The 14,397-nt window shown below is 35.7% G+C and carries 15 protein-coding genes and 1 pseudogene; 9 read left to right on the plus strand and 7 right to left on the minus strand.

The annotated features are described in order from the left end of the window. Positions 1-14: 14 nt before the first annotated feature. The gene (locus QF028_RS01785; RefSeq protein ID WP_429463693.1) at positions 15-1,259 is read left to right on the plus strand and encodes an NRAMP family divalent metal transporter; all 1,245 of its coding nucleotides are present in this window, start codon (positions 15-17) and stop codon (positions 1,257-1,259) included. A 31-nt stretch (positions 1,260-1,290) separates the two neighbouring features. Beyond that, on the plus strand, positions 1,291-2,082 hold the full coding sequence (locus QF028_RS01790) for a putative hydro-lyase (protein ID WP_429463695.1): 792 nt from the start codon (positions 1,291-1,293) through the stop codon (positions 2,080-2,082). A 593-nt stretch (positions 2,083-2,675) separates the two neighbouring features. Here the strand turns inward: QF028_RS01790 and QF028_RS01795 are convergent. The 4 genes from QF028_RS01795 to QF028_RS01810 all read right to left on the minus strand — a co-directional run bounded on the left by QF028_RS01795 (position 2,676) and on the right by QF028_RS01810 (position 5,230). Further along, positions 2,676-3,578 (minus strand): Abi family protein, encoded by a 903-nt coding sequence (locus QF028_RS01795; protein WP_429463697.1) that lies wholly within the window; start codon positions 3,576-3,578, stop codon positions 2,676-2,678. A gap of 340 nt (positions 3,579-3,918) precedes the next feature. Then, entirely contained in the window at positions 3,919-4,362 is a 444-nt protein-coding gene (locus QF028_RS01800) for a hypothetical protein (RefSeq protein ID WP_429463699.1), read from the minus strand. 421 nt (positions 4,363-4,783) lie between these two features. Continuing rightward, the gene (locus tag QF028_RS01805; RefSeq protein WP_429463700.1) at positions 4,784-4,996 is read right to left on the minus strand and encodes a hypothetical protein; all 213 of its coding nucleotides are present in this window, start codon (positions 4,994-4,996) and stop codon (positions 4,784-4,786) included. Positions 4,997-5,005: 9 nt separating this feature from the next. Continuing rightward, a complete protein-coding gene (locus QF028_RS01810; protein WP_214714358.1) occupies positions 5,006-5,230 on the minus strand; it encodes a helix-turn-helix domain-containing protein in 225 nt (74 codons plus the stop codon). Between the two features lie 187 nt (positions 5,231-5,417). Between QF028_RS01810 and QF028_RS01815 the strand changes: the two genes are divergently transcribed. Continuing rightward, on the plus strand, positions 5,418-5,714 hold the full coding sequence (locus QF028_RS01815) for a hypothetical protein (protein ID WP_429463703.1): 297 nt from the start codon (positions 5,418-5,420) through the stop codon (positions 5,712-5,714). Between the two features lie 38 nt (positions 5,715-5,752). Next, positions 5,753-6,649 (plus strand): annotated as a pseudogene (locus QF028_RS01820) (helix-turn-helix domain-containing protein); the annotation flags it as partial. 802 nt (positions 6,650-7,451) lie between these two features. Here the strand turns inward: QF028_RS01820 and QF028_RS01825 are convergent. The 3 genes from QF028_RS01825 to QF028_RS01835 all read right to left on the minus strand — a co-directional run bounded on the left by QF028_RS01825 (position 7,452) and on the right by QF028_RS01835 (position 10,241). After that, positions 7,452-8,942, minus strand: a complete 1,491-nt coding sequence (locus QF028_RS01825; RefSeq protein ID WP_429463704.1) for a hypothetical protein — start codon at positions 8,940-8,942, stop codon at positions 7,452-7,454. A 15-nt stretch (positions 8,943-8,957) separates the two neighbouring features. After that, positions 8,958-9,413 (minus strand): hypothetical protein, encoded by a 456-nt coding sequence (locus tag QF028_RS01830; RefSeq protein WP_429463705.1) that lies wholly within the window; start codon positions 9,411-9,413, stop codon positions 8,958-8,960. A gap of 531 nt (positions 9,414-9,944) precedes the next feature. Then, on the minus strand, positions 9,945-10,241 hold the full coding sequence (locus QF028_RS01835; RefSeq protein WP_429463706.1) for a hypothetical protein: 297 nt from the start codon (positions 10,239-10,241) through the stop codon (positions 9,945-9,947). A gap of 183 nt (positions 10,242-10,424) precedes the next feature. Between QF028_RS01835 and QF028_RS01840 the strand changes: the two genes are divergently transcribed. The 5 genes from QF028_RS01840 to QF028_RS01860 form a co-directional block, all read left to right on the plus strand. Further along, the gene (locus QF028_RS01840; RefSeq protein ID WP_429463707.1) at positions 10,425-11,351 is read left to right on the plus strand and encodes an HNH endonuclease; all 927 of its coding nucleotides are present in this window, start codon (positions 10,425-10,427) and stop codon (positions 11,349-11,351) included. A 132-nt stretch (positions 11,352-11,483) separates the two neighbouring features. Further along, positions 11,484-11,822: a YolD-like family protein gene (locus QF028_RS01845; protein ID WP_429463708.1), complete on the plus strand. Its 339-nt coding sequence runs from the start codon at positions 11,484-11,486 to the stop codon at positions 11,820-11,822. A gap of 615 nt (positions 11,823-12,437) precedes the next feature. Beyond that, entirely contained in the window at positions 12,438-13,409 is a 972-nt protein-coding gene (locus QF028_RS01850; RefSeq protein WP_429463709.1) for an HNH endonuclease domain-containing protein, read from the plus strand. 11 nt (positions 13,410-13,420) lie between these two features. Next, positions 13,421-13,738, plus strand: a complete 318-nt coding sequence (locus QF028_RS01855; RefSeq protein WP_429463710.1) for a phosphoribosyl-ATP pyrophosphohydrolase — start codon at positions 13,421-13,423, stop codon at positions 13,736-13,738. Between the two features lie 287 nt (positions 13,739-14,025). Next, on the plus strand, positions 14,026-14,397 hold a 372-nt coding region (locus tag QF028_RS01860; protein WP_429463712.1), incomplete at its 3' end, for a hypothetical protein.

Consider the following 14,397-nt stretch of genomic DNA (forward strand, 5'->3'; position numbering starts at 1 on the left):
TGGGAGGAAACTAAATGCTCGCGAAAAAAGTTGAACTAGAAGAAAATGCAGCAAAAGAAAAGGGAAAGAAGAAAAAGAAAGTCAGCAACAGTATTTTACTTGGAGCCGCTTTTTTAATGGCTACATCCTCCATAGGCCCCGGTTTTTTAACGCAAACGACAGTTTTTACGCAGCAATTGGCTGCAAGTTTTGCCTTTGTCATCTTAATATCATTACTTCTTGATGCTTTTGCACAATTAAATATTTGGCGGATCATTGTGGTTTCCGGATTACCCGGCCAAGAGATCGCCAATAAGGTTTTACCCGGATTAGGAGTCTTTTTAGCAGTGCTTATTGTTCTTGGTGGTCTTGCCTTTAATATTGGAAATGTTGCCGGGGCAGGTCTTGGATTAAATGCGATGCTCGGGCTGGATCCAAAAACCGGCGCCATCATTAGTGCCGCATTTGCTATTTTTATTTTCCTTGTGAAAGAAGCAGGCAAGGCGATGGACAAGGTTGCTCAAATTGCCGGCTTAATCATGATCATCTTAATGATTTATGTTGCCTTCATTACCTCTCCTCCTGTAGGTGAAGCGTTAGTGAATACGATTAAACCTGAAAAAATCAGTATTTTTGCTATCGTAACGCTGGTAGGCGGGACAGTTGGCGGTTACATTACATTTGCCGGCGGGCATCGTTTGTTAGATGCCGGAATCAAAGGGGTTGAATCCTTACCGGAAGTGACAAAAAGTTCTGTAACCGGCATTATTGTAACAGGTTTGATGCGTATCGCCTTATTCTTAGCTGTACTTGGAGTTGTATCAAAAGGGCTTCAAATTGATGCAGCAAATCCTCCTGCTTCTGTATTCCAGCTTGCGGCAGGTAATGTCGGTTATCGCATGTTTGGTATTATCATGTGGGCAGCCGCTATTACATCCGTTGTAGGAGCTGCATACACTTCGGTCTCATTTATTCGTTCGTTCAGCCCGGTAATAGAGAAATATCACAATTGGATTATTATCTTATTTATCTTAGTTTCCACCGTAACGTTTTCATTGGTAGGACGCCCGATTAAAATATTACTTCTAGTTGGTGCCCTCAATGCGCTTATTCTGCCAATCGCATTAGGAACCTTATTAATTGGGGTTTATAAGAAAAATGTAGTTGGGGACTATAAACATCCACTATGGCTTACCATAACAGGCGGATTAGTAGTAATTGTCATGGGGTATTTAGGAATCAATACATTAATCGAACAAATTCCATTGCTTTTTAAGTAAGTAGAAATGGCTAGTATAGGGGGAATTACAAATGGGGAATTATGAGAATATGGCTCCCGATGAAATCAGAGAACTTATTCGCAAACAAACGATAACAGAACCGACTGCGGGTATGTCAAAGGGGTTCACACAAGCCAATCTAGTGATTTTAAAGAAAGAATATGCTTTTGATTTCCTGTTGTTCTGTCAGCGAAATCCAAAGCCATGTCCACTGTTGGATGTGACGGAACCTGGGTCTTTTATTCCTAGCAAAATCGCGAAGAATGCTGATATTCGTACAGATATCCCTAAGTATCGGATCTACAGAGATGGTGTTTTCACGGAAGAAGTAACCAATATTTCGCAGTATTGGGAAGGTGATATGGTTGGCTTTTTATTAGGCTGCAGTTTTACATTTGAAACTCCGCTAATGGAAAGCGGGATTCCGATTCGTCATATTGAAGAAAATTGTAATGTTCCGATGTATAGAACCAATATTCTATGTGAAAGAGCAGGTGTATTTGAAGGTCCGACGGTTGTCAGCATGCGGCCGATGAAACCTGAGGACGCGATTCGCGCCGTTCAAATTACTACACGTTTTCCAGCTGTACATGGTTCTCCAATTCATATTGGCGACCCAAGTCAAATTGGCATCGCCGATCTTTCCAAGCCTGACTTTGGGGATGCCGTAACAATCAAAGCTGGTGAAATTCCTGTATTCTGGGCTTGCGGTGTTACACCACAAGCAGTAGCAATCCAAAGTAAACCATCCATTATGATTACTCACGCACCTGGATATATGTTTATTAGCGATGTTCGGGATGAGAAGTTTTGTGTTTTATAATTGAGTAATGTGACAGGTACCGCTCGTGGACAAATTGATGCTTTTGTTCACTGTAGGCGGACAGAAGTCAAGTGCCACATATACAAATAGTGGGCCCATTGTAGGCCCACTATTTGTTATTACGATTGGGCAAATTAATCGAAGTGGGCGATTTGCAATGATCTTCAACAATAGGGCGCGATTGTTGAAGAACACTTAGATTTAAACGACTTTATTGTTATGTTTTTAAGTACGGTGAAGTGTTTTATATAAAAAATTCGAACAACTTTATTTTAACCCCGTCATAAATCAGAACGGGGTTATGGGTGTTTGGGGTTTTAAATTAAATAACTTTATTGTCACTTTATACTCCTAGTAGGAGATGTTGAAAGCGGCAACCATAAAAGTCAGAGTTGTATTATATTATATAGGAATCGTGATTAGTTAGGAGAAACACAATGAAACGAGTTCTATACATTGAAATGACAAAGACATTGGAACATGGATCAAACAGGATCAGGTGTAGAAAAGTTTTGTAAAACGACACAAAAGTTTACATATCATATTTAAGAGAAAAAACGTTGTACTTTGTAGACAATTCAACGAGTTATTTCTTATTTTTTGCTATTTATTTTAGATAAAAGTTCCATCCAATTTGAAGGAAAACCAATGTGAGTAAACTCGATGTCATCCTCATATTCAAGAACCAGTGCTTCTAAATCAGTCATAAATCTGTTACCCTCAGTTTTTGTTAATAATCTTTGAATAATATAAATTGCAGCAAATGTAAGTTGATTATCAAAGTGCTTACTTTCTTCTTTAAACAAGCGGGGTCTAAATGTTAATTTTTTATTGTATAAACGTCCATAATGAGCACAAACATTTCGAACATTCGATAATGACTGTAACCAACTTTCTAGATAATAATAAGGGACGTTGTAATAAACTTTTGCTATGTGTTTTTTTACATCCTCGCTTAAATTACGATATAGTTTAGAAATGAATCCGAATGAAGTAACTTCAATTACTGCCCAAATAGGAATTATTCCTTCATATTTTTTAAAATGATGTTCAATAAACAGTTCGCCCTTACGGCTTTTTTTAATTAATATCTCCAGTTCATCTAGAGACTCTTGATGAAATTTTTCATTAATAAAATTTTCTTTATCTTTATAACCAAGTGGACCAAATTTATGAGCAATTTCATAAGATATATGCGTTCGGAAGGCTATCTCAATAGTTTCTAATACTCCTAAAAGTAGCAACCTTAGTCTTCTGTCAAATTCATATAACGAAAGCATTCTATTAAATGACGAACTGCTGATATATTGATTTTTATTAATTGGATCTTTTAGGGTTAGTCCATAAGCTGATAATCGATAATAATTAATTCTTTGTAATGTCTTTTCAGCATATTCAGAATTCTCTATGTATAAATTTCTACTTTTATATAATTCTACTTGTTCTTTATACGTTTTAGGTGGCTTTACTTTAGAGTTGTCTTTTTCAGGATCCATTTTAGCAATTCCCCTTGAAAAAAAAATGACCCACCTTGGTCCGCATTGTTAAGAGGCGTGGTGGGTTCTGTTATTATTATCATATATCCTTTAAATGTTTTTGTCAAAGAATACTAAGAGCTGTAAGGAGAAAGGTAAAGGACGATATTATGGACAAAATTGGAACTAAGTCGATGTTTTATGAAAATTGGGGTAACCTGCGGGTCCAATAAAATAAGATCAACGCATTTGAGCGGCTTTAGAATAAAGAAACTTCTATAAATAGATAGGCCAAGTACAATCTTTTTTGTCCTTGGACAAGTTAGAGGGAGAAGAGTATTTTCTCTCTTTTTTACTTTAATTAACTTTGCGTTAAATCTTTCTTTAACGAACAGTTGTGGAATTCCTGGTTGTGTGATATTGAGCCCCCACCATTAAACGGCCAAGGTCCAGTGTAAGACGGGGAAGGCCAAGAGTGGTTCATGCTTGGCTGTGTTTCAGACCAATATGGATGAGTAAATACTTCCACTGATGTACTCGAATTGGTTCCAGGTGCAGCTGATATTATTGGTTGTGCCACACCTGGTGTACTCGGCTGATATATGGGCTTTTTCTTACCCTTTAAGATTGGCATTGTAGGAGTTCCAGGTCCAACAGGATGTGGAGTGCTAGTAAGAACTGCTAGAGGTATTAGTTTAGGCGGAATTTGTGGTCCCATAGTTGGAAACTGTATATAAGAGGGAAAACTTAGTTGCCCCAACATAATTGAATGGTGATAAGAAGGAAAATAATGATTATAATTCAAAGATTATCTCTCCTTTTAATTGTTTTAAGGTATCGAGATTGTTAGTGCCCTATAAAATATTCCGTTTTTTTACATTGATTGGACGAAATACTTTATGAAAAATCCCAAAGTCAGAGTCGACCGATTAACATAAGTGTTGTTTTGTAGTCAATTAGAATCGGATGCTGATATAACAGTAGAATTGCTGAAGGAATAACAAAGTAGAAACCTATCTTTTATAGATAGGCTGTTTTTTGTGAAAAAACTATAAAATTTCTTAAAAAAATCATTAAATTGCACATTAATTATCGATACCCTTTGTTTTTTGTGTTTTTTTGTCTGTTTTAATTGATTCTCTAACAATAATCTTAATATTATTCTAATGGTGAATATTGATTCTAGATTCAAAATAAAAAGGAACAGTCTATGGAGCTCCATTGTTTTAGGGTTTTCCTACATACTCCTTATTCATTAAATATTGGTCATACATTTCTAAACACTCCAGTAACTCGTGTTTATAGGTTAACAATGCTTTTCTAATAATTTGATTATGATTACCTGTATCAAGTTCCTGGTTACATTCTTCTAAATCCTTCGTTTTAACAACAATAAGATCATTATAAATATGGGTTAGACTTCTATTTCTACTCTCCATTTTTTCCTCCTACATATCCCAAAAGTCATCACTTTTGACATTAGGATCTATTTCCCTTAATGCTTTGAGAATTTTCTTCATAGTGGATTGAGTAGGTGCACGGTCGGGATCATTGACTAAATCACCAACAGTATTCTTATTTAATCCTGTCTTGTCCTTAATCCACGCTTGAGTTATTCCCCTGTTATCGATCCATTTCCCTAGCTTGGTACGTTTTTTTCCTAGTCCAAACATTCTCCATCACTCCCTAGACCCATTCATGTCCAAAAGTCCTGAAAAATAAACCCAAAAGTCCTAAAAAATGAGGAAACTTAGACAAACGGTATCGCATAGGCTTTTATCACAGGGTAAGAACTCCTTCAGATGTAGGTAGGAAAAATATGAACTACTTCTGATGTGGTTCTGAAAGGAGGAAATTTAGATGCCGGGATTAAAGAAAATTACTCTTGTCTTAAACACAGATGACCCAGAGCAAAGGGAGTTATATCGCTTCGTCAATAGCCTTCCTAATGGTCAGAAGAGGAATAGTAGTGCCTTTCTTCGCACTCTTGTTGACCGTGAGTATCAAAAGAAAAAGGTGCAGTATCTCGAAGAAAATCAGAAATTTTTACAAGAAAAAAAGACGCAAGAAGCGTCTAGTGTGAAGGTTATTAAACCAACTAAGAAAAACATCACATATTTAGCTAAGGTAATGAATGGTATACACAGAAAGAAGTAGCTGACCGATTAGGTGTTTCTAAAGCAACGGTCTATCACTATGGCAAACAAGGAAAAATAAAAAAAATTATGGATCCTTACCGACTGCATAGAGAAGCTCGTTATTATAAAGAGGATGTGGACCGTTTAGCCATAGTGCGGAAACAGATTCCTACCGGAATGCGTCCGTCAGAAGTTGCAAAGCAGTTAGGATTATCCGTTCAAAGTGTCTACAAATATATAAAAGATGATACTATTAAAGCCTTAGAGGTACCTTTTGGTGATGAAAGAACCACATATGTCATATCAGAAGAGGCATTTGAGGAAGCAAAAGAATTGCTGCAATTTTCGGAATCAGAACGTGTTCGGAAAATTGAATATTATGAATCCAGAAATGATATTGTACTCTTTCAACTATTCCAATCTTCAGATAACCTAATAGCTCGAGTTTTAAGGAATAAGGAACTGGATTGGGGATTTTATCTTCCAAATTATCAAAAGTGGGTTAATTATGAAGAGGGCATTGAAAGATATTCATTGAACCCTTGTTATGGCATCCATAAAGAGCCATTTGACAATAAAGGTTACGTTCACATTAAGATTCTAAAAGGGGAAGATATATTGTACCCGTTTATTGACTTCATTTATGAATTGTGGGGTATTGAAAACTTAGGAATCCGTGAGCATGATCTATGGGTTCATATATCATTGAAAGCTGGAGAAGTGCCGTTTACTGAACTACCTTTTCCCATTGAACAGCTACTTCCTCATGTACAAGAAGGAACTATTGAAATAGCTGAAGGTTTAGTGATTCTCAGAAGTGCTTATCGAAAAACGAATTTGGAATTACCAATAAAAATTTTAGATAAAGTAAAGCAATTTGCTGAAAATGAGAAAATAACGATGAGTCAATGGGTAGAAAGGGCACTTCAGCAATCCATCGATGAAGAGGAATAAAAAAATTAAACTTATATTGTAAAGTGATTCAAATGGCTGTAACCAAAGCAACTGTAAAATAGTTTAGTGATACACCACTCATGTTAAAACAGGATCAAAAGGAATGTACCTAGTACGAGTGGGGAGTACTTTATAAAATGTTAGCATTGTTTTAAAAATAGTTCGTGGATAAGAAAAAACAAGGGATTATATAAGTTATTCTTTTGCTTTGTTCTTGTATTTATGTTTTAACTATTGTGGAAAACATAAGGAGAGTCTGGAAGGTTTGTCATTAATGGCGTTTATTGGTATGAGTGCTGGCTCATTAATTCAGTGCAAGCATTTGAACAGTATTTGTTTACTGTTTTAATGATCATGATTTTTGAGCTGCTCTAGAGATTTCTTGGTGGAACCACTTTTTTATTATTCAGATTTAGAGACCGAATGGAAGAAGAATCTCAAACAAAAGCGGCTGCAAAAGTTAAAAGGCAAGGCTTAAAATCTGTTGCTTTTTTCAAGTGCTTTTTGCTATTTTTAATTGCAAACAAAATCCTCCGATCTTTTGGCAGCTGCATAAGGTAGCTGCTCTTTTTATGTGTCACTTTTGCACACGTAAATAAGTCTCAGTTACCCTCTAGTTTTACCTAACGGGTTCGGTTCAGAAGTACAAAAAAGCAAAATACACTTAAAAAAGTGATCTAAAATGTTGGTGTAACAATAAATAAAGGGAATCCAATTCATATACGAATTGAACTCCCTTTTTAATTAACTTTATTACATTTTTCACTTAACGAATGAACCCGTTAACCATGGGTGCCTTTTTTTATTTTAAAGGTTCATCAACTTCCTTACATAAGTCTTCCCAACTGTTTGAAAGGATTTTCTTCGTAACTGCATCAATAATTGTTGGAGTATTTTGGGCTTGACCAACGACCTTTTCTTCTCCGTTTTTAAGCTTAAATGTTTTTTTCTTGCCGTCTTTTAATTTATAGCCTGTTAGTGAAATCCAATGTTTTCGATAACGTAACCAGTCAATATTTTGAAGTCTTTTCTTTAGTTCTTCAAAATTGACGTCAGGCTGTTTTTTTATTTCCTCTTTCTTTAATGCTACTTGCTCAATGTATTTTTCTTCAATATTTTTTGAAGCATCATGAATTTCCTTTTCAGTTCCTATTGCAGCTGCTAAAGGAGCAAGAACATCTAATCTTGATTGATGGTACGCTTTGGCAAGAGCCTTTAGGACAAAGGGCCATCCATGTGTATATAGTTTTCTGAAAGGATCGAGATTACGAGGAGTGTTTTCTAGCCAATCTTTTGCAAATAATTCATCAAGAAGTGAAATGAATTCTTTCGCATACGGTAAAAAGTGTTCAATATGATGATGCTTAAAATTCTCCTGTTTTATCCTTCCGTTAGAAATTACATTTAGTAACATTTGCTCCATTGTAGATAGGTCTACGATATTGCTTGTTGCAGTTTCACTTGTTCCAGTTGTACGACCATCTGCGATTCTGCCCTGGAACACTGTTCCCTCAATGGCATCTGCGCGTAACCTACTTAATGCTGATGAAGTATCCAAATTAATCACTAAATTTTTGTTTTTCTTAGAACCTCGACCATTTCTATCTGCGAAGCTTTGTCCTGCTTCACGCTCACTAACATTTAACTCGATCTCGAGAGTCACTACTAGAGATTCCAGTGCACCTGCATTAATTGCGTCGATAGTTTTCGCCACTTGGAAGAGTGCTGCTGTTTGTGTTTGCCCATCTGCCTGCATAATAGGTCTTTTAGGCAGGTATAATTCACCATACATTGCATTAGGATCACTTTCATCAAAAGATACAAAAATTGTCTTATCAAAGACAGATTTAGCCTGCCAGCCTGTGATTGGTGGTAGATAAAGAGTGCGATGACCTCGAATTCCTTCTAATAAATAGTTTTTAAAGTCTAGTGCGTTTTGTTTCTTCTGACCTTTAAAGTCACTTTGAGTTTGATCGTGTGCAATTTTCATCCCTAGGGCATAATAGTCATCGATTGGAGGATCAGCAGGATCATATCTAACAATATCTACAAATGTTTTCAGATTTGGATGAACACTTGCGACAAGACGATAGTTTTTGGATCCACCTTTTCGGGAGATAGTTGTTTTTAACACAGTATAATCTGCATACTCGTGTTGAAATTGATAGGTTCTACCATTATAGTTGTTTTGTGCGTTTCGATCTGATTGATACCTTACAATTCTTAAGTTTTTGTATTCTGGATCCTGGGGGACTTTATCATTAGTAATGATATTATTTTGTGGAATTATCATTTTATCAATCTCCTTTTAATTTGATGGTATAGTAATGCCTGATGCAGTAGAGGTAAATTCACTATCGTCAGGTATTTTACCTGCCAAACGCATCCATCTTGGAATGGTTACAAGTTCAATACCTAAATTCATAACTTCGATAGCCTTAGGAATTTCCTCATGAAAACTAAATGCAGCAATGACACCTTGAACAGGTCTTTCAAATTTTTCGCGTAAACGTGACATTGCTACATAAGTAATAATTTGACCTAGCGCGTCGTAGTCTGCGAAAATTTTAAATTCCCATTCTCTTAAGACCCCATTTTCACCTACCGTTCGCATATCAACTCTTAACCTAGTGCCTGTATACCACTGTTCTGTTCCTATCAAAATTTCATTTGCGCGTAGATGATTTAGATTGTTTGCGTAAAGATTTCTAATTCGTGTTTCATGTTCAAATCGCTGGGTACCACTAGTCGTCGCTACAACCACCTCACAACCAACCGCCTTCCTGTATTTGTTAATATCATCATAAAATAAAATCTGCGAGATGTCTATAGATAACTCGTGGTTTCGATAAAACAATTTGGAGATTTTTTAATTAAACGTGAAGTTTTTTTAGAGGCACTGAACCTAGAGGAAGGAAATTTGGTAAGATTCCGATACTCCTATTCAGTGTTATTAATAGGAAAGGGTGAGAAAAGGATACTAAAATTTAAATATGGGCTGACGGTTTCACCTCGGAATACACTGGTCGATTACAGCGCGTTGGTCCGATAACGCAAGAGTTGCGGGTTGAGGTCAAAGCCTGGCGAATTTGAAAGAGTGGCTTTCGATATTATTTTCGGGGTGAAAGTCGTGAATTAGGCGACATAGCGTCAGCCTTATGTGGGTTGGCGCTTTTTCTTATTAACTATAGCGTACTTTAATAGAACAAATTTCAGACCACATGAAGTGGTGTTTTTAGAACATAGAAAAAGCAAAGAGTAACCTCTTTGCCTAGAAAGGAATTAAATTATTAAGTCAGTATAGTCTCTCTTTTTTAGGCTTCATTCTTGCGAAATAGCCAGACTTCAACATTTTATGGAGTTCGTCACATGCTTTCCCTTTTAATACTGATTTTGCATAAGCTAGGTCAAGATTCATTCCTTTTGCATTTGCCCTCTTAACAACTTCTGTAATGCTGTTCGTGTAAGCATACTCCTTGATAATCCATTTTTCCAAGGTATCTGATTGATATTCCTCCACCAAAGTTATGTACTGTTGCAGCCTTCTTATTTCTGCTTCCGCTCTTGGAACAGTAATTAGTTTTGTAGCCATAAATTCACCTACCTTATTAGTGAATTTTCGACTAGTTTCTAATTATTCCTTTCGACAAATTTATGAACAAATATCAGCTTCTAATTAATTTTCTCGAAAATTTCCATCATGTATAATAATGAAGTAAATCTTTTCATGATTATTGTGCTAAGTTTGAATCAATAGGGACTGGAGTTAATTCAAATGAACTATTTTCTTGTTTTCCAAAATAAAAGTTATAAAGAAGAACGAACAGGTGGGTATTTATGGGCACCTCAAAAAAATGAGAACGGTCAAACTTTTCATCATTGGACTGATATGAAAATCATTCAAAAAACCAATATTATTTTTAATAGTTACAATGGGAAATTAGTTTCTGTTTTAATTGCAAAAGAGAATTGTAAAGAGCATGAAAGGCCGACTGGATTAAACCAATTAGATCTTTGGGAAAAAGATGGTTGGATAGTAAATGCCGAATACATTGATTTAGAGGAACCTATTACTTATAAGGATTACATGGAGGATATTTTAAGGCTCCAAGATAAAAAATATGCACCGTTTAATAAATCGGGACGGGGGAATACAGGTTATCTTTTTCGAGTGTCTACAGAACTGGCAAACTTTTTGTTTGAAATAATTGAAAGAACAAATGGCATTTCAAGGGAGAGGTTCCGAATTGAAAACAATATTCCAGAAGAAATCATAAACCAAATCGAAAATGATTTAGATTCGGTTACTACTCTAGATAAAACAGAAAGAGAAACGATTATTAAGTCCAGAATTGGCCAATCTGCTTTTAAAAAGGCTCTTTTAGCAATTGAAAAGAAATGTAGAATCTGCGGTGTAACGGATGAGAGGTTCCTAGTTGCAAGTCATATCAAGCCGTGGAGTGAATCAAATAATCAAGAGAGGCTGGACGTCAATAATGGATTGTTATTATGTCCAAACCATGATGCGTTATTTGACAAGGGATATATTAGTTTTGATGAAACAGGAAATGTTATGATTAAGGACAGTTTAGATGAGACAACGAAAATTCTTCTTAATATAAATGAAACAATGCGAATTAAAATGACTGAGCGGCAGCGAAATTATATGAAGTGGCATAGAGAGCGATGTTTGAAAAATTAGTGTGATTTGCGGAACCCACATTTTTACGGGCGGCTATACAATAGTTAAGACCGTAGAAAAAGTCGTCAAATATTTTATTTACATGCGGAACGTTTGTTCGTTTATAATAGAATCAAAGGAGATGATTCATTAATGACAATACGAGACCGTGGTAAAATGAAATGGCAGTCGGCTTCTTTCATACCGCTAGCATTCGAAATGACCAGCGAAATGTTCAAGGATCAATCTCGGACGGCTAAGCCAATATTAGACGAAAATCAAACGGAAGAGTTCGACCTGCGTATTGCATACTCAACAGAATACAATCATGAGGTAAAGCTAACCGTATGGGATGACGGATTTACTCACGACATTACTGGTCGTGTTCATTACGTCGATCCGATTACTCATGAGCTGCGGATTGAGGTGAAGCCTGGCGAATTTAAACGGGTGGCATTCGATAGTGTTGTCGCAGTCAAGGTTTTGAATTAAGCAGACACCATACATTAAGTCAACCTAATATGGGTTGGCATTTTTTTATTAAGGGCAAGTCGGCGTATTCCCGTTCTAATTTCCGCCTTATTAAAGAAAAGCGGCAGGACGGATAAAGTCCTTTGCCGCTTTCATTTTTTTTTGCGTCTTAATTCGAATTAAGACCATGGGCACGTGTTCCAAGTTTTTGCTTGTAAAGCGTCTCGCGAGCAATGGCCACCTTCTGAGTGATGGAGGAGGTAAGCTGAAAGCATCTTATGCCAATAACTGTGGGCATCCCTGTGGGTAACCATTTTCCTTAATTCGTCGTGTGTAAGGAAGAAATCCATGTACCCTGGAAAATGGCCGACATAGCCTTTGGGAAGGAGTTGGATGACTTCCTCCGGGGTACCATGGAAGTTCTGAATCCAATTGATCGCACCACCGCTTCATTCGATGACAACCGATCCGCAAGGTCTTTGCTGGAATTATGGAGTTTATGACAATGGCTGAACTAAAGAGCTACACTGTAAGTAGCATATCAGAGGCTGTTAAATTTATTTTTATTGATCCAATTAAGTGCCATGTGAAATTGATATAATAAATTTAACTAGAATAACGGGGAATGGTTTAACAATGGACATTTACATTAAACAGTGGAACGACCTTATATTGAATTGTAGCTTTGATAATACATATAAAATGGCATGGTCCAAGGCATTAGTTGAATTAACCGTTAATACTAACGAACCTATAGAAGATATTGTTATATTTGATTTTAACGATATTGCAAAGCTTTGTTTAAAGTATTATTGGAATCAAACAATTTACTTTGATTTAATACAAAGTCCGAACATAAAGAAACCTCCTGAAATCATTTCTTCTACTAAGGATTTAATAACGTTATTTTTTAATAAAAAGCAATCTGTTCAACCAATAAGATTTGAAAAGATAGACTTTACCACGAGTGGATTAGCACGTGAATATGAATTAGCGCTAAAAAACATTGTTAGAACACTAAAGCAAGATGTCTGTTGGCGTTTTAAAAACCTTAACAGTGAAACATACGAAATATATGAATTGTTTCGTAATGAGGGTAAGGTATTTTTTAATAAAAACTATGTATTAACTCTTAAAGAGTACAGTGATTTTTTATTCACCGTAATAAATTACCGTTGGACACAAATGTTAGAGGGCTTTAATTATAGTCCACGGATTTCAAGAAAGGTAAGGGCAATAGACGAAAATAACATTAAACGGACTTCTTTAAAAAAGTTTCATCAGCACCTTGATTTAATGTTTGAGGACGGTAAAAGAAAATGTTTTTATTGCGGTGAAAACATAGCTGATAACGAGATTTCTGTTGACCATGTTATACCGTGGTCTTATTTGTTTTCGGATGATTTATGGAACTTGGTTTACTGCCATAAAGGGGAAAACTCCGAAAAGTCTAACCGTTTGCCTTCAGAAGAAGATATAACGCGTTTAGAAGAGCGAAATAAACGGTTGTTAGACCGTATGCAAAATAAGACTAAAGACTATGATCAAATACAAATTGCCGTTGAAAAGGATTACGTAAAAAAGTTTTGGATTTCATTTAAGGGATAGGGGCGTTATTGGTGGCTGAAAAAATTTATAACAAATTAGTAAGGGATAAAATTCCGCAAATCGTTAAACAGGATAATAAAGTACCGTTTACACACGTTGCTACTGAACAAGAGGTTAAGCCGTTGTTGCTGCATAAATTAATAGAAGAATTGGAAGAGTTTAAGGCTACACCTAATGAAGAAGAGTTAGCGGATATATTAGAAGTTATTGACGGTATGGCACACGCCTTTAACTTAGATATGGACAAGGTATTAACAGTAAAAGCTGAAAAGTTAGAAAAACGAGGCGGATTTAATGAACGCATTATTTTAGAAAAGGTAATAGAGTAATTTTAGTAGAGAAATGTAAAGGTGCTAAGAGTTCATGTGAAAAAAGTAATGTTGGGAATTATCATTGTGCTTATTATTTTCTCAACTTAAAATATCAAAGCCAATTATAACATCTGGTGAAGCAAAAAAATATGCGTTATCGTGTTTGAGCTATCCCCCAAAGGAATTAGGAATAAAACAGTTGAATCCTGTTAAAAGACTTAAAGAATATTCATTTGGTATAATGTTCCTTATCATGATAAAGATATTAACTTTTAATAAATTGAATAAAATAGAGGGCGAATTAAATGACAATGGTGATAGCGGCAAAAAATGACTCAAATGCAATTATTATGTCAGCAGATAAAAGGGTAACGTACTCGGATTCATACGGAAACATAACTGGGTATTCGGATGATTATAAAAAAACCTATGTTATAGGGAATAGGTTTATAATATCCTTTGCAGGTCGTACTCATATTGCAGAGTCAGCACTAAAATACATTAATGATAATCAAATAAAATTGTTATCTATAATTGAATCCAAAAATGTAAAAAGTTTCTTTAAAGAGGCTTTTCTTTTAGGTAAGACCGTATTTGAAAAAAGATATCCAGGATTAGCACCAACATCGACCTTTCTATTGGGTTATATTTCGGGTAATAAAACTAACCTATTAGGT

The organism is Neobacillus sp. B4I6 (assembly GCF_050434045.1).
In the GTDB taxonomy this organism is placed as follows: Bacteria; Bacillota; Bacilli; order Bacillales; family Cytobacillaceae; genus Neobacillus.

What these genes read in the sequence shown, in the direction of transcription:
- QF028_RS01810 (WP_214714358.1), bottom strand. Translation starts at nt 5,230, where the DNA reads ATGTTTGGACTAGGAAAAAAACGTACCAAGCTAGGGAAATGGATCGAT.
- QF028_RS01815 (WP_429463703.1), top strand. Translation starts at nt 5,418, where the DNA reads ATGCCGGGATTAAAGAAAATTACTCTTGTCTTAAACACAGATGACCCA.
- QF028_RS01850 (WP_429463709.1), top strand. Translation starts at nt 12,438, where the DNA reads ATGGACATTTACATTAAACAGTGGAACGACCTTATATTGAATTGTAGC.
- QF028_RS01840 (WP_429463707.1), top strand. Translation starts at nt 10,425, where the DNA reads ATGAACTATTTTCTTGTTTTCCAAAATAAAAGTTATAAAGAAGAACGA.
- QF028_RS01785 (WP_429463693.1), top strand. Translation starts at nt 15, where the DNA reads ATGCTCGCGAAAAAAGTTGAACTAGAAGAAAATGCAGCAAAAGAAAAG.
- QF028_RS01790 (WP_429463695.1), top strand. Translation starts at nt 1,291, where the DNA reads ATGGGGAATTATGAGAATATGGCTCCCGATGAAATCAGAGAACTTATT.
- QF028_RS01835 (WP_429463706.1), bottom strand. Translation starts at nt 10,241, where the DNA reads ATGGCTACAAAACTAATTACTGTTCCAAGAGCGGAAGCAGAAATAAGA.
- QF028_RS01845 (WP_429463708.1), top strand. Translation starts at nt 11,484, where the DNA reads ATGACAATACGAGACCGTGGTAAAATGAAATGGCAGTCGGCTTCTTTC.
- QF028_RS01825 (WP_429463704.1), bottom strand. Translation starts at nt 8,942, where the DNA reads ATGATAATTCCACAAAATAATATCATTACTAATGATAAAGTCCCCCAG.
- QF028_RS01795 (WP_429463697.1), bottom strand. Translation starts at nt 3,578, where the DNA reads ATGGATCCTGAAAAAGACAACTCTAAAGTAAAGCCACCTAAAACGTAT.
- QF028_RS01805 (WP_429463700.1), bottom strand. Translation starts at nt 4,996, where the DNA reads ATGGAGAGTAGAAATAGAAGTCTAACCCATATTTATAATGATCTTATT.